Genomic DNA, 24,210 nt, shown 5'->3' with positions numbered 1-24,210 from the left:
CGCGGGGCTCGCCCGGCTGGGCGCCGGGGACGGGGCCCCCGTCCAGTCGCGGGCGCGCCGAGGCGGCGCGCGGGGCGTAGCGGATGGCGCCGGGGAGACGGAACCGAGAAGACGGCACGGGGAACAGAGCCGGGGGGGGCACCTCTCCGTCCTAGCGGGCCGACGGGGCCGAGGGGGCTTGAGGGCGAGGCGGAAAGAGGGAATCGCATCGGCGGCCGACCCGATAGGCAGCCGCCTATCGCTGACAGCGCGGGAGACGGGGCCGGGCGGCAGAGCGCCCCGCCGCCTTGGCGGGCCGACGAGGGCGCCCCAGCGAGCCGGCAGAGCCCGCCACGGCTTCAGGGACAGCACAAAAAAGGGCGGCCGCATCAGCGGCCGCCCCTCCCCCGCCTGATAGGCGGCCGTCCAGAGAGACGGCCGCCTATCTCTTACTCCTCTTCCTCGTCGTCCTTGCGGCGGCGCATGGCCAACAGCAGGATGAGGAGGGCACCCAGGCTGGCGAGGGCCATGCAGTTGAGCAGGAGCATGCTGTCGCCGGTCTGCGGCAGCATCTTCCAGCGGCCCTCGCGCTCGTCCCACACCAGCTTGTAGGGACGCAGCGGGTCACGACCGAGGAGCTTCTCCTCGTCCTTGACCTTCATGCCCAAATCGACGGCACGTCCGACCTCCGGCGTCCAGTTGTAGGGCGTCAGCAGGTTGAAGCGCTGGCCGTAGGCGTTGGGCTCGGTGCGGCCGGCGTGGAAGGCGCCGAGCACCGCCATGCCGGGGGTGATGCCCACGGTCTGGGAGCCCAGCAGGTTCCACCAGTCGCTGTCGTTGTTGTCGTCGTTGCCCACGTTGACGGCCACGAACTCGGTGCCATCCGGCAGGATCGAGCGCACCCGGTACAGATACGGGCGATCCTGGCCGTCCACCATGGGCAGGTTGTCGAAGCGGTACGAGCCGTCGACGGCCGTCATGGCGGAGGCCACCTCGGTCCACGTGCCCGCGCCGTCGACGCCGTCGGCGGTGATGGCCTTGAGGGCCGTAGACACGTAGCTCGGGGCGTTGAAGCCGAACTCGGCATCCACGTCGAGCACCATGCGGTCGAGGTACACCGGGCGGCCGAACAGGCCGATGGCGGTGGAGCCCTTCAGGCCGTCGCCCTCCGGATCCTCGAACACGATGCCGGCGATGGAGGCCAGCGCGTAGGGCAGCAGGCCCGTGTCGTTGTAGTCGCAGTCGACGCCCTCGCCGACCACCCAGGCGGTGTTGCCCGGGCCGGCCAGGTGCACCGAGGAACCCGCGACCGCCAGGTCGGGACGGGTAGACACGCCCGCCAGCACGATCATGCCGCCATGCGGGTCGGCCGGCTGGAGAAGCTTGGTCATCTCGTCCAGGTCGGAGTCCGCCGTCTCGTCGGAGCCCTGGTTCATCACGGTCACGCCGTAGCCCTTCGGCAGGTCCTCGACCGTCACCTGGTAGCCGTAGAGCACCACGGTCTCCACGCCGTCCACCATGCGCTTGCCGGCCACGTCCAGCTCGTCGAAGATCCACGAGCCATCGGCGGCAGAGCTGGTCAGGCAGATGGGCTTGGCATTGTACTTGTCGTCAGCGATCCAGGTCATGCGGCCGCTGGCATCCTTGCCGTACCAATAACGGGTCAGCTTGACCGGCACGTTGGCGATGCCCGTGCCCTCGCCCGCATCATGGATGCCGTTGTAGTTGGCGTCGAGCCACACCACGCCGGAGATATGGGCCTTGGCCAGCTTGACCACGCCATAGCCGTGATCGAGGCTGTCGCGCCAGTTGATGTCCGACCACCCCGAGGAGCCTAGCAGCGACTCAAGGTACGCCAGGCGCTCCTCGTAGGCGCTCTTCAGCATCTGATGCGCCTCGATGAGGGCACGCTGCTCGTCGGTGAGGTTGCGCAGCTGCGAGAGCGTGGCGTTGCCGATCCAGTCGAGCATGTCAGCCAGCTGGTCCACGCTATCGGCATGGCCCACCGGCACGTCGGCCCGCGACGCCGCGGCAACCGCCGGCAGGGCGTCGACCGCCGCGGACAGCAGCGCCGCGCCGGACACGCCGGCATCGCCGGTGCCGTCACCCGCAGCCTCAAGCGCGGCGATGCGGTCGGCCACGGCCTGCTTGACGGCCGCCTGCTCGGGAGCAGCGGCGCCATCGCCGTCGAGGAACGCGGCCTTCAGCACCAGCAGGGCCCTCAGCTGGTGAACGGTGCGGTCGGCGTCGGCCACCCACGCCAGCAGGTCGGCCTCGGCGTCGGGCAGGGCGCGAATGGCGTCGCACTCCGCCACGGTCAGGTCGGGATAGTCCGGGTCCGGATCCGCCGGGTCAGGAGTCGGCTCAGGCTCCGGCTCCGGCTCGGGCTCTTCGTCGACCGACGGGTCGGCCGGCGAGATCTGGCCGCCGCTCATCTGCGAGTAGCGGGCGCCGGGGCCCTCCGTGGAGGACGCCTCGTTGTCATCGGCCAGGCGCGCCAGCACGATGAGCTTGCCCACCTGCACCGTGTCGGTGAGGCTCTGCTTGGCGTCGTCTACCACGTCCACGCCGTTCGGGCGCAGGGCCTGGGTGGCGTCGTCGAAGTCGGAGTCGATGAGCCCCAGCGTCGGGTCGCCCGCGCCCACATGCTGCAGCGTGGGCACGTAGTCCTCGGTGTCGGGATAGCTGATGACCTCGGCGCGGTAGCCGTAGAGCACCTTCACCGTCTCGCCCCGCTTCTCGAGGTAGTGGTTGCCGGTGCCCTTGGCCCAGAACTCCCAGTCGCCGTTGGACACCGTGGTGGTGAACACCGAGCCCGGGAAGGTGGTGCGGCCCAGCTCGTCAAGCACGACCTCGTCGGGCAGCAGCGCGGAGAGGTGAGCCAGGTCGGCGTCGGTCAGGTCGTAGTAGTCGGTGTAGGTGCCCTCGGCACCCTCGCGCAGCACGGGCACGTCCTCCTGGCTGAAGGACCAGTCGCGACGCCACACGCCACGCTCGGAGTCGTCGAACTCCATGTCCTTGCTCACCACGAAGGTGCAGACGAAGAACTCCTCGCGCAGCTCCTCGAACACCGGGTCGCCGGTCATGGTGCCGTCCGGGCCCTCGGTGAAGGCGTAGAGGTAGGTCCAGGCCACCTTCTCGAAGCCGAGCAGCTCCTCGTAGGTGCGGGCCGGGCCCTTCATCCACTCGTCGGCGGCCACACCCGGCTTGGGCTCGGTGATCCACGCGACGGCGGCGTCCACGGCCGCCTGCTTGGCAGCCTGGGTCTCGTCCTTACGGGCCTGAGCCGCGGCCAGGGCCTCCTCAGCGCCGGGCTTGCCGGCGTCGACGGCCTCCTGGGCCTCGTTGAGGTCGCGCTCGGCGGCCACGTCGGCCTCAAGCGCCGTCTCGATGGCGGTCTTCAGGCCGTTGATGTGCTCGATCGTCTCCTCGGGCAGCTCGGAGTTGTCCGGGGTGAGATCCTCGTCGTGGCCCTGGCCCGGCACGTCCTCGAGCGAGCCGACGCCCGTGATGTCGTACCAGTAGCGCGTCAGCCGCACGTAGGCGCCGTTGATGCCGCGCTCGTCCTCGGTGGGCACCTGGATGAGCTCGCCCTCCGGCCCCTCGGCCTCAGTGAAGTCCTGCAGGCCGTCGGCGTTGGCGTCGTTCCACACGCGGCCGGCCACGCGCACGGGATCCTGGGTGACCAGGCCCGCGTCGCCGGCGTGCTTGAGGCGCAGACGGTTCGCCAGGTCGTACTTGATGCCCTTGTAGGTCACCTCGTAGCGATCGTTGGCGAAGTTGGCGTAGTCGCCCTCACGCGACTTGCGCGCCACCACGGCGTAGATCTCGTCATGGTCGTTGATGTTGTTGTAGTCGCCCGACATGACGGCGTCGAACTCGCGCAGGTCGGAGTCGGTCTTGTCGGAGCCGGTGTCCACGTGGAAGCGGGAGACCAGGTACTCGCCCTTCTTCACGACGAACACCGCGTAGCCCGCCAGGTACGGCGTGGCCGTCTCGAACTTCACGTCGTCCTTGGCCGCCTGGGCCGGATCCTGCGGCTGGTAGATGTTCTCCGTGCCGGGATTGGTCGGGTCGGCCTTGTCGTCGATGAGCACGTAGGCCGGCAGGTTCTCGTAGTTATAGTTGCCGTCGGCATCGGTGAAGGTCACCTGGTGGTACGACTCCGTCTTAGCCGGCTCGTCGTCGCCCTCGGCGTCGTCCGCCAGCGGCAGGGCCGCCGCGCGGCGCATCGCGAGCGCACGAGCCGTCGGCTGCTCGCCGTCAGGGTTCGCCTCGGAGCCGTCGCCGCCCTCGGCGCCCTCGCCGGAGCCGTCGCCAGCACCATCGCCAGCGCCGTCGCCCGAGCCGTCGCCCGAGCCGTCGCCGTCGCCAGCACCATCGCCAGCGCCGTCGCCCGAGCCGTCGCCCGAGCCGCTGCCGTCACCCTCGCCGTCGCCCGGCTCGGTCGCATCCGGGTTCTCCAGCTCGGCGATGCGCTTGTCGAGCGCCTCCTTCACGGCCGTGGCCGGCGTGCCGGTCTCGGTGCCGTCGATGAAGCCTGCGCGCAGCTCAGCCAGACCCTTCAGCTGGACCAGGGTGCGAGCCGGGTCGGCAATCCACACGAGCATGGCGTCGGCGTCGGCCAGCGCCATGATCTCGGCCTTCTCGTCGTCGGTCAGCGTGGGCTCCTCGGGATCCGTGTCGCCGTCGTCCGGCGCGTTCTGACCGCCGTTGCCGTCGTAGTTGTCGTTGAGCACCCACGTGCCCTTGGCGCGCATCGTGCGCAGATCGCGCTCGACGAGCAGATCGTAGGGGTAGCGCATGGAGCCCTGGACCAGGTACACGGTGCCACCCGACTCGATCAGGTCGGGATGCGGGTAGTGCGTGTCGATGTGCAGGCTGGCGGTGCCGTCGGCCTCCTCCACCCAGTACATGACGTTCTGGTACTTGTCGGCGGCGATGTCCTCGGCGGTGAGGTCCTTGTTGCTCTCCTCGTCGTAGAACAGCTGGCGGCCGTCGGCGGTCATCTGCGGCACGAAGTAGTACTGGGCCAGCACCACCTGGATGTCCTCCAGGCCGTTCTCGTCCTCGAACAGGCCGTCGTAGTTCTCGTCGTACCACACCAGGCCGATGAGGTTGGTGTAGTCCGGCGGCGCGAAGCCGGCGTTCATGGCCGTCTGGTCCTGGCCGCCGGCGAAGTCGAAGGCGAGCTTCTGACCGTCGCGCGTGGTGCTGATGGACTGGCCGGGGAAGCTCTGGTTGGCGATGCCGGCCAGGATGATGTGCCCGTCCATCACGTTCTTGGAGATGCGCTCGCCGCCGTCGCCGTCCACGGCGCCCTCGGCGTCAGCCGCCGATCCGGTCTGCACGTTACCCTTGCTCAGGGCCACGGGGAAGTTGCCGTCCGCGTAGCCGAAGGGCGCGAGCTCCCCGTTCTGGGCCATGGGCTGGGCCTTGCTGTTGCGCGCATCGCGCTTGGTGGTATCCCACTCGTAGCCGGTGACGAGCAGCGACATCATGCCCTCGTCGTCGTTGGCTCCGCTCACCTCCAGCGTGTACCCGGCCAGGTACCACGTGGAGCCGTCGGCGCCGAGGCGCGCGGTGGGCAGGTCCTCGAACACGTAGTAGCCCGTGATGCCGTCGGGATGCGCCACCGCGTCGGTGAGCATCTCCTTATCGCCATCGGGCACCCAGCCATTCCGCGGGTCGAAGTACCACTTGTGCAGGATGACCTTCTTGCCGCCGTAACCGCGCTCGGAGTACAGCTCGGGCTCCGGCTCGCCGTCGGCGTCGTAGCGCTGCTCGGGCTCGTAGTTGTAGATGCCGTCGTAGTCGGCGTCCTCCCACACGAAGCCGGAGATGTCGTAGGTGGGCGGCGTGATGAGGCCGCCGTCGTTGCCGGTGCGGTCCACGCCCATCATCAGGTCGTAGGCGAAGCGGCCGGCGCCGTCCTTCTTCACGTTGGAGAAGTCGTCGTCCGCCACGATCGTCTTCTTGCCGGTCTCCTCGTCCACGTCGTAGACGATATCGCCGTTGGCGTCACGCTTGGCGGGCTTGGTCTGGTCATGGTTGTTGGAGGCCGGGGCGTAGATGATGTTGGACTCGTGGGACACGCGGCCGTCCGGCGTGGCGCCCTGGTTGTCCACCACCTCCAGCAGCACGATGTACTCGTCGGCGGCGGTGAGCTCGTTGTCCTCGGTCAGGTCGGAGTTGACCAGGTAGTCCACGGGGTTGCCGTCGGCGTCGCTCACGCGGTACTTGGCCTTCATCATCTTGTTGTCGACCACGCGCTCGTCGGTCACGCGCACCTGGTAGCCGTAGACCACGCGGCGCTCCTTGCCGTCCACGGTCACGATGCCGGCGGTCTCCAGGTCGTCGAACTCGTAGAAGCCGTTCTGCACCAGGCGCGCGCCCTCCAGGGCCTGGCCGGTGCCCAGGTTGAGCACGGGCATCAGGTCGGGGCGGGCGATGGTGGTGATGAGCTCCTTGCGCGTCGTGGTGCCGTCGGTCACCTGCTCGGTGAAGCCGCCGGAGCCATCAGGCGTGCGGGTGACGGTCTGATACTGATAGGTATCGTCCTTCACCCACGTATCGGTGTCGGTGTCGTACCAGTAGCGGTCGAGGTCGAGGGCGTAGCCGTTCAGGCCGCGCTCGCGGATGTCCTGGATGCCGTTGTTGGCGTTCTTGCGGGCCAGCTCGTCCATGGCCGGATCGGTCAGCTCATGGTAGCCGTCATCCCAGAGGATGCCGTTGATGGACTGGCGCGTGGGACGCACAGCGCCGACGTTGCCGCCGGCCACGGTGCCGGTGCCCACGGTGAGCCAGTCGTAGGAGGCCGTGGCGGCCGTGGCGTCCTGCACCAGCTGGCTCACCGGCACGGTCACGTAGTCCGCAGCCGAGGCCAGGTTGGTGGCGTTAGTGACGCCCTCGCCCTTCTGCACGCCCTCGCGGGCCACCACGATGCGGGCGCCCTCGCCGCTGCCGGCGGCCACGGCCACCGGCGAGCCCTCGCGGGTGCCAGCCTGGCCGGCCACGGAGGTCTGGTCGCTCACGACGATGCCGCCAGCGGTGCCGGTGCGGTCGGAGGTCTCGGCGTCGGAGTCGCGGCGCTCATCGGTCCCCTGGTGGTAGCGGGTGAGCATCCACATGCCGTCGGCCGTGCCGTCAGCGTTGGCGCCGGCCGGGTTGCCGTCCTCGTCGAAGGTCGCCTCGTCCAGGCCCATGAGCTCCACCTGGTAGGACGCAAGCGCGTAGGTGTCGCCGAAGAAGCTCTCGGCGGCGTTGGCGTGGCGATCCTCGTCGTAGGTGCGGGCCACCGACACCGTGGTGTCGGAGCGGGTGCTCATGATGGCCGAGGGCACGTTGGCGAACGCGTAGGTGCCGCGCTTGTTCTCGTCCACGCCCGTCTCGTTGCCGTCGTCGTCGCGCACCAGCTCGTCGGCGGTCAGCACCGAGCGCGTGGAGCCGGGCACCAGGCTCCACGTGTCAGCGGCGTCGTCGTACACCCACTGGGTCATCTTCATGAGGCGGTTCTCCAGGCCGGGCTCCGGCTTGGAGATGACCTCGTTGCCCCACTCGTCGTAGGTCACGCCGTCGCGGACGCCGTTGTAGGAGCGCTCGCGGGCGGCGATGTCGATGACCGGGTCGGACTCGGCATGGTAGCTGTCGTCCCACACCACGCCCTCGATGGTGGTGGAGGGGATGAACACCAGGCCGGCGTCGCCGCCCTGCTGGATCTGCACGTTGGAGGTCAAGTCGTAGGTGACGCCCTCATAGGTGACCAGGCTCTCAGCCGCCACGTCGTTAAGCTTCTTGCGTGCGGTGATGACCATGCCATCAGCACGAGAGGCCTGGGTGGCACCCTCGTCGAGGTCGTTCCTCTGATCGAAGCGGTTCACCAGCGGCAGATTACGGTCGGCATCAGCCGCGCCGCGGAGCAGGTCGGACTCAGTGGCGTAGCCGTCGAGGTCGGATGCCGCATGGGCGCGGGTGATCGTGGCCCCTGCCGGCAGCGACTCAACGTAGATGCGGTAGCCGGCCAGGTAGCTCTGGGGCTTGGTCTCATCGGGCTTGTGGCTGGTAGGCAGGGCCTCCAGATAGTACTGGCCCTTCACCAGGTTGTGGACGTTGTCGCTGTCGGCCACGCCGTCGGAAGTAACCGCGGGCAGAATCTCGGCGCCCGTGGCGATCCAACCGTAGGGCGCATCGGCCGCATCGGTCAGCGGGCCCCAGTAATACTGCTCGACGCGCACGCGCACGCCGGCGACGCCCTCCTCGTCCTCGTCTCGCACGCCATCGTAGTCGGCGTCGTTCCAGATATAGCCGGTGATGGGGGCCGCCGGGGGCTCCACGAAGCCGCCGTTGATGCGCTTCTCGCTCTTGCCGTAGGTCAGGTCGAACTGGGCGAGAGTGCTCGCGGCGTCCGTGGCGTTCACCTTGTACTGGCTCGGCGCCACCGAGCCGTCAGTGGCGTCCTTGGTCTGCGAGCCGGCCAGCACCAGCATGGAGTCCAGGGTGTGGATATCGCCGTTCGAAGAGGTCGCCACCTGGCGATACAGCGGGAACATGCCCTGGCCATAGCGCTCGATCAGGGTCGTTCCGCTAGTAGAGGTCACCATCGGGTGGCTCTTGGAGTTCCAGCTGTCATAGGGCACGACGTTGGGGTCGTCGGTACGCGTGGACTCCGTGATAGTGGCCGTGAAGCCCAGGTTACCCATCACGCACACCGTGTAGCCGGCCAGGTACTCCCTGCCATCCACGATGACGCGTACCGGCAGGTCGCTGAACTCGTAGTAGCCGTTCAGCGTGCCGCGGTCGGCATCGGCAGGCTCAGTCAGCGCGGTGCGCCAGCAGAACGACGCCGTGTCGCTGTAGTCATTGCCGTATTCCCGCGTGCCCTTCCAGGCGCCCTTACCGCCATCGGCCTCGGGGTCGAAGTACCACTGGCGCAGGTAGACGACCTTCGGGAAGCGGCCTTCCTCAGATTTGGTCAGGGTGATCTCCTCGCCCGTGTCCAGATCCTCGTAGGTGCCAGGCTCATGGGTGTACAGACCGTCGTGGTAATCGTTGTCTCGCCACACATAGCCGGCGATGGAGCGGTACGCGGGCTCGATCTCGCCCACGTCGCCTGCCGCGCGGTCGGCCGGCAGCGTCCACTCGTAGCGGACGGCGTCGGCGGTGTCCATGGCGTGCTTAGCCGGGATGTTCACCAGGCTCTCGGCGATGCCGGCGGTGCCGGCGGCCGCCGGCGAGGCCAGGATGACCTGGCCGTCGTTGGCGCGGTCGCGGTTGGCGATGATGAAGCTGTCCTTCACGGTGAAGCCGCGCTTGGCGAGCGACGCGTCGGAGTCCTTCGTCACGTCGGAGCCCTGCTGGTAGGAGGTCAGGTGCCACGGGTCGGTGCCGTCGGCAGACGTGTCGTTGACCTTCTCCAGCTCCACGCGGTAGCCGGCCAGGAAGTACTGGTCGACGCCGGTGGTGGCGTTGGTCTTCATGACCGCGGAGGGCAGGTGGTCGAAGGCGTAGCGGCCGAGCGTCGTGCCGTCCTCGCCATCGGCCGTGAGCACGGACACCACGTCGCGCGTGGCGCCGTCGGCCTCGGCCTCCAGCGTGCCGCCGGTCTGGGCGGGCACGCGCGTGCCGGAGCCGTCAGCGGCGGGCACGGTGGACAGCCAGTCGTTGCCGAAGCCGCCGTTCTTCACCCAGGCGCCCTGGACGCCGGCGGGCACGGCGTGGAAGCCGTCGCCGGCGGTGGCGGGCTCGTCGGCCACGGAGCCGTCGGCGCGCACCCACTCCACCGTGTAGCCGGCGGGAATCTGGGCGAGCGGATCGTCGGCGGTGCCGTCGCCCTTGGGCACGAAGTACCACTGGGTGGCGAGCACCTTCTGGCCGGCGAGGCCCAACTCGCCGTTGTCGAGGATGCCGTCGGAGGCCGTGTTGTCGTCGGCCTCGGTGTCGTCCCACACCATGCCGTCGATGGTCTTCTGCGGCACCACGTACAGGCCGCTGTTCACGTTGGAGCGCGTCGCCACCTGGTTGGCCACGTCGTAGCGGACGCCGCCGATGGTCTTGACGTAGGGCGTGTTGCCCGCCGGAGTGGCGGCGTTGGCCGTCACGATGAAGCCGGTGGACTGGGCGTAGAGATTGTCGTCCTGCTCGCCGGTCGCCTTGAACTGCGGGTAGCTGGTAACCGTCTGCTGGCGCAGCACGTCGCGGGCAGCGTCGGAATCGTCGTCGGTGGCCGCCGCGGCGCTGTGGTAGGCCGTGAGCACGTGGCCCTCGGGCAGGCTGGACAGCGTCACGCGGTACGCGGCGATGGCCAGCACGTCGTCGGTGGCCGCCTCGGCCGCCTCACCCGGGTAGAGCGGCGCGCCGTCGGCGTCGAACTGCACGTAGGGCAGCAGCTCGGGGAAGGCGTACACCCCGTCGGCGCCGGTCACGGCGTCGGGGCCGGTGAGGGTGCTCGCGTAGCCGGCGTAGCTGACCTCCTGCTTGGTGGCCTGGCTGCCGTCCACGTTGGGCACCGGGTCGCCGTTCTCGTCGAACAGCGGCACGTCGGTGATGATCTTGTCGCCGAAGTTCGGGTTGCGCACCCAGGCGCCCACCACCGCGCCGGCGGCGTCGCGCGTGAGCTCGATGTCGTCGATGAGCAGGCTGCCGTCAGCGGCCTTCACGGCGAAGGTGCGCGTCGGGCGCAGCTGCTGGCCCTTGTTGTTGGTCACGGCCGCGGCGGTGAACACCGATCCGTCGCCGTTCGCGGTGCCGCTCAGGTAGTACCACTGGGTCAGGCGCACTTCCTGGTCGTTGATGCCGTACTCGCCGGCGGCGCCCACCTCCTGGGCGCCATCGAAGTCGGCGTCGAACCACACGGTGCCGCCCACGGTGGAGGTGCCGAAGTAGCCGTAGCCGGCCGAGAGCAGCTCCTCGTCGCGGCCCGTGGCCATGTCGAAGCCCACCGTCGTGGTGGTGCCGTCGCCGTTGGCGCGGGTCTGGATGACGCGGTAGTTGTCGTCCTGGGTGTAGGCGGTGGTGTTGCCCGCCAGCACGATCATGCCGTCCAGGGTGGAGTTGGAGGTGTTGGCCACGTTGGTCGCGGCGGCGTTCACCGGGTTGGCCGGATCACCGTCGCCCGCGTTGTAGGTATCCTCCATGAACGCCTGGCCGGTCAGGTTGCCCCAGAACAGCGGGTAGTCGGTGTTGGCGTAGGCGTTGTCGGCCACCGCGCCCGCAGCCGGGCGGTAGGCCACGTCGGTCGTGCCCACCAGCTGGGTGCCGATGACGTGCGCCGTCGAGTTCTGGCCCGCCTGGGTCTCCTCCGCCTTGGTGACGGGGAAGTTGAGGGCCGTCGCCTCCGTGCCGCCCTGCACCTCCACGGTGTAGCCGGCCAGGTACTCGGTGCCGTCCACGGCCACGTACACCGGCAGACGGTCGAACAGGTAGTAGCCGTCCATCGTGGAGCCGTCGGCCGCAGCCGCCTGGGTGAGCGTCGAGCACTCCACCGCCGCATCGCGGGCCGCCGGCGTGCCGGAGGCCTTGGCGATGGCCGAGAGCGTCGCCAGCGAGACGGAGCGGCCCACGCTGGCCTGGGCGGCGTCGCGGTTGGTGAAGTTCTCCACCTGGATCCACTCGCCCTTGGTGTGGGTGGCATCGCCCGCGGCAGGCTTGAAGTACCACTGCTTGAGGATGACCTTCTTGCCCACCAGGCCGCGCTCCTCGTAGGGCTTGCCGTCCACGGTGAACTTGTTGTTATTAGTAGTGTCGTACACGCCGTCGTAGTTGGTGTCGGCCCACACGTAGCCGCTGATGAAGTGGGTCGGGATCTCCATGATGCCCAGGTCGTTGCGGCTGCGGTCGGCGCCCTTGGCGCGGTCGTAGGCCAGCAGGGCGCTCGCGCCGTCGTGGCCGGCGTCCTCCGCGGTGAAGCGGTCCATGCCCGTGGGAGCGGGCAGGCGGCCGTAGCGGTCGGCCTCGTCCTGGTTCGGGTTGAACGAGTTGCCGGCGCTCACCACGTTGCTCGGCTGCGAGACCACCGACACCTTGGTCGGGTCGGCGTTCTCGTCGCTCGTCAGGTACGCGTCGTCGTCAGCCACGTTGAGCAGGACGGCGTACTCGTCGTCGGCCATGGCGTAGCCGGTGGTGTACACCAGGTCGGAGTCGTTGGTGTAGTCGGGAACGGTGCCGTCCACGCCCGGGTCGTCCACCTTGAGGTTGGCGGCCAGCAGGTTGCGGCTGCGGAACTTCTCGTCGGTCAGGCGCACCTTGTAGCCGTAGATGACCACGGCCTCGCGCGAGCCGGCGGGCCACTCCCCTGCCTCGTTGGGCGCCACCAGGTTGCCGGCGGCGTCCACGCGGCGCACATCGGAGCTCTTGAGCGTGTCGAAGGAGAAGCGGCCGTCGGCGTCGGTGAGCACGTTGGCGTAGCCGTAGCCGTCCAGGTCGTACACGTGGTGGCCGTCGGCGTCGAGCGCGAAGCCCTCGCCATCGACGTTCGCGCCGCCCTTCTCCCAGGCGCCCACGCCCGGAACCATGTCGTTGCGGGCAGACGCGTACTGGTCGCGGAACTGCGTCGGGGCCTCATCCGCCCACTGCGTGTCCCACTTCCAGTCGGCGCCGCCGTCGGCCACGTAGTAGTAGCGCTCAAGCGACACCTGCACGCCGGCGATACCGGGCTCATCAGCCGTCACGCCGGCCACGTCGTCGCGGTAGGTGTTCTGGACGCCGTCGTTGGACTTGTCCAGCCACACGGTGCCGGAGATGGTCTGGTACGGCGGGAGCACCTCGCCGATGTCGCCGCCATGGTACAGGCCGGACCCGTCGGGCACCTCCTTCATCCAGTCGTAGATCACATCATCGGAGGACATGTTGTTGGAGTCGTTCACGTCCTCGGTGGTGTTGCCCTTCTCGTCAGTCGTCTGAGACAGGATGATCTGGCCGTTGAGTTTGCGGTCGGTCGTGTCGCCCTGCTTCTGCGAGTTCTGCTGGCACACGATGTAGCCGCCGGCCACGCCGATGTTGCCGGCGCTCAGGTCGGCCACGTCGGAGTCGGTGGACACGAGCGCGTTGCCCGCGGCGTCGAGCGCGCGATGGCGGGTGAGCAGCCACGTGTCGGCGGCGCTGCCGGCCACGCCGTCCTCGGCCGGGTTGGCGCCGTCGGCGGCCTTCGGCCCGTCGAGGGCCGTGGTCTGGTTCATGGCCGGGATCTCCACGCGGTAGGCCGCCAGGTAGAACTCGTCGGCCTCGCCGGTGGTGGACTGCACCACGCACACGGTGGGCAGCTTGTCGAAGAGGTAGACGCCCTGCTCCTGGCCGCCGTTGGCCACGTTGGAGCCGTCGGAGGTCCACACCTTCACGATGCCGTTGCCGTGGTACTCAGAATCGGTCACGTAGGGATGGTGCACGCCGTCCGCATCGGTGAAGGCCGTGTAGCGGTCCTTGCCGAACAGGAGGTTGCGCAGCCACACGCCCTGCTTGAGCGTGCCGTGCGGATGGTCGGCGTCAACCGAGCCGGGCACGAGCGCGGCGTCCACCACGTCCTGCGAGCCGGTCACCAGGTCGGCGTGATCCGCGGCGAACTGCGCCCACTTCTCGGGCGAGACGTAGATCCACTGGGTCAGGCGCATCTCGTTGCCGGCGATGCCAGGCTCGGCGTCGTTGTCGGTGACCACCTTGCCGTCCACCGTCTTGGTGGCCTGGATGCCGTCGTAGTTGCGGTCGTCCCACACGCGGCCGGCGATGTTGGCCTTGAGCAGCTCCACCAGGCCGGCGTCGCCGCCCGCCATGACCTCGGTCGTGGGCCGCGGCAGGTCGTAGCGCTTGCCGTTGTAGAACGCCTCGGTGTTCTCCGACGAGCAGGCCTTGTTCATCTGGTACTGGCCGCGGGCGTCATCCGTGACGTCGTCGCCCAGCTCGGTGGCCACGATGACATAGCCGTCGACGCGCGGGCCGGCGGAGCCGTCGGCCTTGGTCTCGCCGTCGACCTCCTCGACGAGGTTGATGATGTTGCCCGTCTTGCGCACGGCGTCAGAATCGGTGGTGATGTCCTGGCCGGGCTTCTGGTCGGGCAGCAGGCCCTGATGCGGGAAGGTGATGGCGTAGTCGGGCTCGACCTCGTCCAGGATGACGCGGTAGGCCGCCATATAGAGCTTGTCGGAGGTCACCTGGGCCGCGCGGGTGCGCAGCGGGTCGGCCTCGCCGTCGATGGCGTCCACGGTCACGCCCTCGCCGATCACCGGCTCCGCGGGTTGCTCAGGCTCGCCGGGCTGCTCGCCCTCGTCGGCTGCGGTCGCGCCGCCGATCACCACGTCGCCCACGGGCAGGTTCACATGGGTGCGGCCCGCGAAGTACGGCTGGATGTCGCGCAGCTGGGACGTGGCGGCGTCGCCCTCGCCCTCGGCCAGCGTATCCACATACACATAGGGGGTCAGCTCGTCGAAGCCGTAGATGCCGTCGGCGTCGGTCACCGCGCCCTCGAAGTAGCCGGCGGCGTCCACCTTGACGCGGCTGTCGAGCGCCACGGTGTTGCCCGCGCCGTCGACGGTCACGCCCGCCGGCAGCTCGGATACGTTGGTGCGGTAGCTGAACGTCTTGGAGCGCACCCACACGCCGTCGGCGCTCGTGGTGCGGTCGATGTCGTTGGTGGCGGCATCGGCCGTCTCCTGGTAGCCGGCGGCCTTGAGGGCCTCCACCATATCGCGGCCGTCGGCGGCCTTCGTGCCCGCGGGCACGAAGAACCACTGGGCAATCTGGAGCGTCTCGCCGGCCACCGGCTTGTCGCCCGTCTTCTTCTCGCCCTCGGCCAGGGCGTCGTCGTCGGTGTAGAAGCCGTCGACGTTCTTGTCCTGGAACACGAAGCCGCTCACCTGGGCGGTGCCGTAGAAGCCGAAGCCGCCGTTGAGGTTGACCTCGTCGCGACCGAGCGTCCAGTCGAAGCTCAGGCCGCCGGAGGTCACCGTGGTGGAGGCCTGGCTGTTGTCCTCGGCCTTGCCGGCCAGCACGATCATGCCGTCCATCGTGTACTTGGTGTACGTGACGGCGTCGTCGCCCGTGCCCGCGGCGTAGGTGTCCTGGGCGGTGAGCTCGTGCCACTGCAGCGGGTAGTTGTTCGCGGTGTAGGGCGTGGTCGCGCCGCCGGCCAGCGCGCCGGCGCTCACCACGTCACGCCCGTTGTAGGCCTGGGAGTTCAGCACGTCGGCCGCCACGTCGGCAGGCGTGGCATCGTCAGCCGGCTGCTGGTAGAGCGTGGCCGGGATGCCCTGCAGGGCGTCCTCGGCGTTGCCGCCCCACAGCTCCACCGTGTAGCCGGCCAGGTACTCGGCGCCGGGCTTGGTGCCCTGGTGCGGCTCGGCGTAGCGGGTGGGCAGGTTGGCGAAGGTGTAGCGGCCGGCCTCGGCATCGGCGGAGCCATCGGCCGTGAGCACCCAGACGCCCCGGTGGGTGGCGTCCAGCGTGGAGCCGGGGATCACCTTCATGGCCGCGGCGCCGTCGGTCGGCGTGTCCACGCCGTTCTTCACGGCGGCGTCGGTGTAGGCGTCGTTGCCGAAGTTCACGTTCTGGTGCCACGTGCCGGAGGCGCCGTCGGCGCTCGGCACGTAGTACCACTGCTTGAGGATGACGCGCTTGCCGGCCAGGCCGGGCTCGTCCTCGTCGCGCAGGCCGTTGTAGTCGGTGCCGTCGAGCTGCGTCATGGCGCCGTCGGCATCCTGCCACAGAAGGCCGCTGATGGACTGCAGCTGCGGCTTGCGCAGGCCGCCGTCGTTGCCGTCGCGGTCGATGCCCCACGCCAGGTCGTAGGTGCGGGTGTCGCTCGTCACGTCGGCCACGCCGCCCGCGGCCTCGTCCTTGCGGTTGTTCGGGTTCTTGGAGTTCAGGCCGGTGAAGCCGTTGGACTTGGGCGAGCACTTGCCGTCAGAGAGCTGCAGCAGCACGTCGTACTCATCGGCGCCCATGAGGTAGCCGTCGGCGTACACCAGGTCGGAGTCGGCGTCGCGGTCGGTGCCCTCCTTGAGCTTGGCGGTGCCGTAGTAGCGGTTCCACCAATCCAGGTCGGTCACGCGCGCCTTGTAGGCGTACACCACCAGCTTGCGGTCGGCGCCCGAGCCCACCCACTCCTGGCTCATCAGGTTGGGGAAGGTGTAGGTGCCGTCGGCGTCGGTGGCCACGGTGCGCGGCACGTCCGCGTCCGCGGCGCTCGCCGAGCCGGCCGGGTTGTCATCGCCCAGCCCCACGGCCGGGTCCTTGTCGTAGGCCTCCCACTGCGCGGCGCTCGCCCACGTGGACTTGGCGCCGTCGGCGGCGTTCCACTCGTCGTCGCGCAGCCACTGCACGTCGGCCGGCAGCGTGAAGGTGCCGTCCGCGTTCAGCGTGGCCAGCGTGTAGTAGCGCTCGAGCGTCACGTCCAGGCCCGCGGCCAGGTCCTCGGACGCGTCGCGGATGCCGTCGTTGGAGTCGTCGAACCACAGCTGGCCGGTGATCTTCTGGATGGGGGCCTGGGTCTCGCCCACGTCACCGCCGCGCACGGTGGCCACGTCGGCGTTGCCGAACACGTCGGTGCCGCGCGCTGCCTTCGTCCAGTCGTAGACGCGGCCGCCCAGGGTGTCCATGGCCTGGCCGGCGGGCAGGCTCACGCAGCCGTCGGCGTTGGTGATGGCGCCGGCGGGCAGCACGCGCTCCTGAGCCAGGATGACCTGGCCGTCGTTGGCCCGCGTCTGGATGCCGCCCTCCTCGAAGCTGCCGCCGATGACCATGCCGCCGGCGATGCCCTTGGCCGTCACGTCGGCCGCGTCGGAGTCGAGCTCGCGGTCGGCGGTCTCATCGGTGTGGTAGCGGGTGAGCAGCCACTGGTTGTCGCTGCCGTCGGTGTTCTCCTTATGCTCCACGTCGGCCAGCTCCAGGCGGTAGGCCGCCAGATAGTGCTGGTCATCCTCGGACACGTAGGCCGTCGGCAGGTTGTCGAAGTAGTAGGTGCCGTCCTCGGCGGTGACCAGGGCCAGCACGCCGTCGACGCGCGTGGCGCCGGCGGTGGCCGCCGTGTGCAGCGTGCCCTTGGCGTCCACGACGTTGCCCTTGGCATCAGCGTAGACGTAGGCCAGCACAGTGCCCGTGGCGTTGCCCGCCGCGGCGTCCTTGGTGTTGCCGTCGTAGAGGACGGGCTCCACCGGGTCGCTCGCGACGCGGTTCACGTCGTCGCGGTTGGAGGTGTAGCGGTCAAGGCCGAACTGGGTGTTCTGCACCCACGTGCCGTCCTTCCAGTACCACTGGGTGATGAGGACGGCCTCGCCGGCGATGCCGGGCTCCTCCTCCACCGTAGTGGTGCCGTCGGGCGCCGCCACGGTCTGAGAGTCGCGGATGCCGTTGTAGGTGCGCGCATCAGCGCTGCCGAAGAACGCGTCGTTCCACAGCACGCCGGTGATGGAGCTGCGCGGCACGCGGAACAGGCCCACGTCGCCGCCGCGCTGGACGCCCATCGGGTCGGGCACGTCGTAGGTCACGGTGCCGGACGCGCCGGAGCCGTAGGCCAGCTCGTACTGGTGGCCGTCGCCCGCCTGGGCGTGGTCGGCGGTCAGCACGTAGCCGTCGGTGCGCCACTGGCTCTGGACGCCGTCGAAGAACTCCTCGCGGATCTCGATGGTGCCGTCCGGGTTGCGGATGGCGTCGGAGTCCAGGTCCTCGCGGCCCAGGGTGCCGTCGGTCACGGGGTTGCCCGCGCCGTCGGTGCCGTCGGGCTTGCTCGGTGCCGTCGCCGGCTTCTCGGTGCGGTTGACGGTCACGGTGCCATCGGCCGCCGGGGCCGACGCGGAGGCGGTCTCCACCTTGATGCCCACGGAGGGGCGCGTCAGCGAGAAGTCTGGCGCGATCTCGGTCAGCACCAGGCGGTAGGACGTGATATAGAGCTTGTCGGCAGTCACCTCGTGCTCGTTCTCGAGCGGGTCGGTGCCGGCCTTGGCGCCCGGCTGGCGGACGACGTTCTTGCCGCCCTCGGCCTCCACGTACACGAAGCTCGTCAGGCCGTCGAAGCCGTAGTGGCCCAGGTTGCCGTCGGCGCCGGAGGTGGCGCTGCGCACGAAGCCGGGCACCTGGATCCAGGCGCCGACCACCTTGCCGTCTGCCTCCACCTCGCGCAGCGGCGCACCGGCCACCACGCGCTCGCCAGAGGCAGGCTCGAAGGTGTCGTTCTCCTTGTCGGCGTCCTCCACGTAGTACCACTGCGTGAGCGTGACGATCTTGCCGTCGACGAGCGGCTCGCCGGCGATGGTGTTGCCGGAGCCGTCCACGGTGGCGCCGTCGAAGATGCCGTTGAAGTTGTCGTCCTGCCAGATGCGGCCGGAGACGCTCGTCGTGCCGAACAGGCCGAAGCCGGCGTTCATGGCCAGCTGGTCGAAGCCGACGGAGAAGTCGAAGTCCACGTCCACCGTGGCGTCGGCGTCGTCCGCCTTGGCCTTGCCGGTGGCCTGCACGCGGTACTGGTCCTGCGTGGCGCCGAAGCCGGTCATGGCGCCCTCGGCGGCGTTGGCCGTGGTGGGCACGGCCAGCACGATCTTGCCCTCCAGGCTGGCCTTGGCGAAGGCGTCGGTGGCGCCGGCGGCCGTGGCCTCAGCCTGGGTGGTGTGCTCGTTCCAGCGCACGGGGTAGTTGCCGGCCACGTAGGAGGCGTCGGCGTTCTGCGCGGCGCTGGCCACGTTGGAGTTGACGGGGTCGGTGGCCGGGTCGATGCTCCAGCTCTCCTCGCCGGCGGAGTTCACCTGCATGCGGGTGGCGGGCAGGCCGTTCATGGACTGCTCGGCGGTGGCGTCGTTGCCGAGCACCTCCACCGTGTAGCCGGCCAGGCGCTCCGTGGCGGCGCCGGTCACGCCGTCCGTGGTGGCGCGCGGCGTCACGTGGCGCGCCGGCAGGCCGGCGAACTCGTAGCGGCCGTCGGCGTCCGTCAGCAGCCACACGCCGCCCAGGGCCGCGTCGTAGGTGGCGCCGGGGATGACCGTGGCGTCGGCGTTGGCGCTCTTGTTGGCGCCCGCCTGGGTGTAGTAGTCGTTGCCGAAGCTCGTGTTCTGCTCCCACGCGCTGGTCTCGGCGTTCCACAGCCACTGCTTGAGGATGACCTTCTTGCCGGCGTAGCCGGGCTCGTCCTCGGTAGTGGTGACGATGGTGCCGGTGCCGTCGTCGGCGGTCACCTCGCGCTGGGTGGTGCCGTCGTAGTCGGTGTCGTTGAACACCACGCCGGCGATGGCGTTGCTCACCGGCTCGCGCAGGCCGGCGTCGTTGAAGGCGCGATCGACGCCGAGCGCCAGGTCGTAGACGAGGGTGCGCGTAGACGTGGTGCCGTCCGCGGCCACGTTGTGCCAGTCGAGGAAGCCCTCGTCCGTCACCTCGTTGGCGGTGGAGGCGTCGTTGCGCGTCACGCCCGAGGCCGGCGTGTAGGCGCCGGCGGCCGGGGCAGCCGCGTCAGGGCTGGCCGCCAGGGCGTAGCGGTCGGCGGTGTTCTGGTTGTAGTTGTTCGAGCTGGGCGCCTCCACGCGGTTGGTGGCCGGCGCGTTGTCCGCCTTCACCACGTTGAGCAGCACGTCGTACTCGCCCGGCGCCATGAGGTAGCCGTCGGCGTAGACGAGGTCGGAGTCCACCTGGTAGTTGGCGTCCTTCGCGCCCTGGCGGTACTTGGCCACGCCGAGGTTGCGCTCCCAGAACGTGGGGTCGATGACGCGCAGGCGATAGCCGTACAGGGTGATGGTGGCCGGGTCGCGCTCGATGCGGGTCACCGTCTCGACCTGGCCGTCCTCGCCCTCGATGGTCTCGGTCACCTCGCGCTCGGCGCCCGGCGTGTACTTCTGGCTCGGCAGGTCGCCGAAGCTGAAAGTGCCGTCGGCGCCGGTCTGGGCGGTGCGGCTCAGCGGGCCCTTCCTCAGGCCCGCGGTCGGGTCGGCGTCGTAGGCCGCCCAGTTGTCGGCCCAGTCGGCGTCGCGCTCCCACGTGGCGTCGGGAGCCACGGCGAAGCTGCCGTCGGCCTGCTGCTCGGCGGTGATGACGTAGCGCTCCAGCGCCACGGCCAGGCCCTCCACGGGCGTCTCGGCCGTGCCGCTCACGGTGCCGTCGTCGTAGAGGCCGTCGTTGCCGTTGCCGGCGTTGTCGCCGTCCATCCACATAAAGCCGCTGATGGCCTGGCGCGGCGCCTGGACCTGGCCCACGTCGCCGGCCTGGACGGGCACGGCTACCGCGGTGCCGTCCACGTCCACCGTGTCGGGGTCCATGATCCAGTCGTAGGTCTCGGCCTGCGGCCCCATGCCCTCGCCCGCAGGCAGGGTGATGTGGGCGTTCACGTTCTTGTCAGCCTGGGCGGCCTGGGCCAGGATGACCTGGCCGTCATGGCTGCGGGTGGTACGGTTGGCATCGGTGGCCGGGTCGGCCCCGGTGCCGTCGGAGGCGGCGCCCGCCGTGGTGTCGGCCACGCGGCTGGCGATGACCATGCCGCCGGCCGTGCCCGCGGTGCCGTCGGTCTTGACGGCGGCGGCCACGTCGGAGTCGGCGTCCACGGAATTCGAGCCGTTCACCACGGCGTTCACGGCCGGATGGCCCGCCGCGGCGCCGGTGTCATGGTAACGCGTGAGCGACCAGTCGTTGTCGGTGCCGTCCACGGCGTTGGAGCCGGGCTCGCGGTACAGGTCGGCCAGCTCGGTACGGTACGCGGCCAGGTAGTACTCGTCGTTCTCGGTCACGTACACGGTGGGCAGGCCGTCCACGGTCCACCGGCCGTCGGCATCGGTGGTCACCTTGAGGATGCCGGCCGACGCATCGGTGCCGTCCGGGTTGACGGACTGGTACGCGAGCGGCAGGCCCGTGGCGCGGTCGGTGGCGTAGGGCGCCACGGCCTCGCCGTCGGCCTTGCGGCGCAGGTTGGACGTGTAGGTGTCGCTGCCGAACTGCTCGTTGCGCACCCACTCGCCCTCACCGGACTGGGCGCCGGTGCTCTTCTGGTCGGGCACCCAGTACCACTGCGTCAGGTAGACGGTCTGGCCGGGGATGCCGGACTCGCCGTCGTCCTTGACGCCGTTGTAGCCGGTGGCGTAGTCGTAGGCGAAGGCGTCGGTGAAGCCGGTCTTGGCCGGGTCGTCCCACACGCGGCTGCCCGTGTCGTCCCACACGCTGCCGGTCAGGCTGCTCCGCGGGATCTTGATAAGGCCCACGTCGCCGCCGTGCTGCGCGAGCATCGGGCGCGGCACGTCGTAGCGCACGCCGTTGTACACCTGCTCGTACTGGTAGGTGCGGTAGTCGGTGGTCACGGCGTCGTCGCCCTCGCCCACCGTGTCGGAGTTGTGCATGGAGCCCTTGGCCGACACGATGACGTAGCCGTCGGTGCGCCACTTGCTCGGCTTGCCGGCGGCGTCCTCGCCCTTCTGGTTGCGGTCGTCGTTCTGGTAGGCGTCGTCGGTGTTCTTGTCGTACTCGTCGAAGGTGTGCTCGGCGTTCCACGAGTTGTCGAAGTACTCGGGGATCACCTGGATCACGCGGTCGCCGTCCTGGCGCACGCCGTCGGAGTCCGAGCCCTCGAGCGTCGAGCGGGGCACGACGATGCTGCTCAGGTTGCCGAGGTTCTTGTCGCCCACGTTGATGCCCACGTGCGCGGTGGTGAGCGAGTAGTCCGGCGCGGTGTCGGCCAGCGTCAGGCGGTAGGCCGCCATGAACAGCTGGTCGATGGAGGCGTCATCGGCCTCGTTGGCGTTGGCGGCCCCCTCGACGCCCGTCGTGTCATTGGGCTGGAGCACCTGGAAGCTGTTGGTGATGGCCGCGTCGGCATCATCCGGGTCGGCCGCGGTGGCCGCGCCCTTCACGTAGATGAAGCTCGGCAGCTGCTTGAAGGCGTAGGCGCCGGCGGCATCGGTGGTCACGTCCTTGCGGGCGAAGGTGGTGCGCTCGTCAAGGGCGCGCACCCACACGCCATGGGCCGGGTCGGTCTTCTCGTCCAGCACGAAGTGCGGGTCGGCGCTGGCCGCGTCGGCGCGCAGCGCGGCCAGAAGGTCGCTGCCGTTGTCGAGCAGCGTGCCGTTGGGCACGAAGAACCACTGGGTGATGGAGAGCGTCCCCTGCGGGATGAGCTCCTCGCCCTGGTTGAGGATGCCGTCGAAGTTCTGATCCTGCCACAGCTTGCCGGACACGGTGGTGTAGCCGTACTCGCCGAAGCCCGCGTTCATGCGGGTGTCGGACTGGGCGCGGCTGAAGTCGTACACCACGGTCTGGTCGCCATGGGCGGCCACCTCGGCGCCGGCGGCTTGGCCGGCCACAGCGGCGGCGCGGGTCTCGCGCACGTAGTACTGGGCCTGGGTGCCGCGGCTCGCGGCCAGGGACGCGTCGTTGCGCGTGCCGGAGGCGGCGTCGCGCGTGGCCTCGGCGCCCGCGGGGGCATCGGCGGCCAGCGGCTGGGCCAGGGCCTGGGCGGCCAGGATCAGCTTGCCGTCAAGGGTAGCCTTCTCGGTGTCCTCGCCGTCGGTCACCTGGACGGTCATCTCGTTCCAGCGAATCGGGTAGTTGCCGTCCTCGTAGTCGGAGAAGTTGAGCTTGTCGGCCTTGGCCTCAAGGGCGCTGATGGCCTTGGAGTTGTCGGCGTCGGCCGCGCCCTGCTGGAGCAGGGTGGCGGGCAGGCCGGCGATGGCCTCCGCATCGGCGCTCTCGGCCCCGCCGAGCACCTCCAGCGTGTAGCCGGCCAGGTACTCGGTGGCGGGATGCGCCACGTCCGCGCCCTCGGCGCGGCGGTCGAGCACGTAGCGGGCGGGCAGGCTGCCGAAGGCGTAACGGCCCGCCGTCGCGCCGGCAGCGTCTCCCTCGGTGAGCGTCCAGACGGCGCCGAGGGCGTCATCATGGGTAGCCTGGGGGATAGCGCTCGTCAGCGCGTGGGGCAGCGTGGCGTCGCCCACGGCCGTCGAGCCGATGGCCTGGGTGTAGTTGTCGGCGCCGAAGTCCTCGTTCAGCACCCACTGCCACTTATAGGTATCCGGGTCGGCCGCAGCCAGCTCGGCGGCGGTCAGCACGTGCGGCTTCTTCTCCGCATCCGCGCCCTCATCGTCGGCGTCGTCGGCCACGCGGCCCGTGCGGGTCGCCGGCACCTCGGGCACCTCCGGCTCCGCGGGCTCCACGGCCACGGGGGCCCAGAACCACTGCTTGAGGATGACGCGCTTGCCGGCCAGGCCCTGCTCGGCCGGGACGGGGTCGGCATCACCCGAGCCGTCGCCGTCGGCGTCGTCGGCAGCCGTGGCCGTGCCCGCGTCGGGCTCGTACAGGCCGTCGTAGTCGGCGTCGTTCCAGACGATGCCCTCCACAGACTCGAAGGCAGGCTCGCGGAAGCCGGCGTCGTTGCCGGCGCGGTCGGCGCCGCGGGCCAGGTCGTAGGTGGTCGTGGCCTCGAAGGCCGCGCCCGCCGCCGCGGCGGCGTTGGTGGTCAGCACGGCGGGCACCGCAGAGCCCGCGCCCGGGCGGGCGGTCGTGCCGTAGCGGCCGTCATCGCCGTAGCGGTCGCCGGTGTTCATGTTGGCGTTGTTGGCGTTGGCCACCACCGCGTCGTTGACCGTCGGGGATGATCCGGTGGCCACGTCGAGCAGCACCGTCACCTCCTCCGGCGTGCCGTCCTCGGCGCGGGCCATCAGGTAGCCGTCCTCGTGGATCAGGTCGGAGTCGGCCGCCCAGTCCTCAGACGCCAGCGCGTAGCTGTCACCCTGCAGGTACTTGGCCGTGCCCCAGTAGCGGTTCCACCAGTCGGAATCGGTCACGCGCACCTTGTAGCCGAAGACCACGCGCTTGCGCTCGGTGGCGGCGGGCTCGTCGGCCTTGGCAGCCGGGCCCTCGCCCTCCGCGTCGGGAGCAGCGGCCACGGGCACGTCCAGCCAGCCCTGGGTCTTCAGGTTGTCGAAGCGATAGGCACCGTTCTCGTCGGTCACCGTGTTGTGGGTGGCCGCCGCGGGCTGCTCGGGCTCGTCGCCCGCGTCGCCCTCGCCCTCGCCCTCACGGGTGGCCGGCGCATCCGGGTCGTCCGCGTCGTCAGGCGCGGGCGCCGGCGCCGGGGTGGCGCCGTAGTGGTTGTCGCCCAGCAGGCCCACGGTCGGGTCGGCCTGGTAGGCGCCGTCGTTCACCGCCCACGTCGGGTCGTAGGTCCACGTGGCCTGCGGGTCGCCGACCACCTGGTAGTAGCGCTCGAGCGTCAGCTGGACGCCGGGCAGCAGCTCCTCGCCCTCGGCCAGGCCGGTCCAGGCGCCGTCGGCGCCCTTGGTGCCGCGCATG

Annotated in this window: 1 protein-coding gene (cut by a window edge); it reads right to left on the bottom strand. The window is 69.9% G+C overall.

Translation table 11 applies throughout. From position 1 onward, the window contains the following. Positions 1–428 precede the first annotated feature (428 nt). Positions 429–24,210, bottom strand: partial view of an SdrD B-like domain-containing protein gene (locus tag D1643_RS00675; protein ID WP_160707647.1) — the end only. The gene runs 43,364 nt beyond the window's last position; the window shows 23,782 of its 67,146 coding nt (coding positions 43,365–67,146); its start codon lies off the right edge, out of view; its stop codon occupies positions 429–431.

The sequence above is a fragment of the Enterorhabdus sp. P55 genome (genome assembly GCF_009911695.1).
Taxonomy (GTDB): domain Bacteria; phylum Actinomycetota; class Coriobacteriia; order Coriobacteriales; family Eggerthellaceae; genus Enterorhabdus.
The sequence above is the reverse complement of the archived record's forward strand: the minus strand, read 5'-3'. Positions and strand labels throughout refer to the sequence as shown.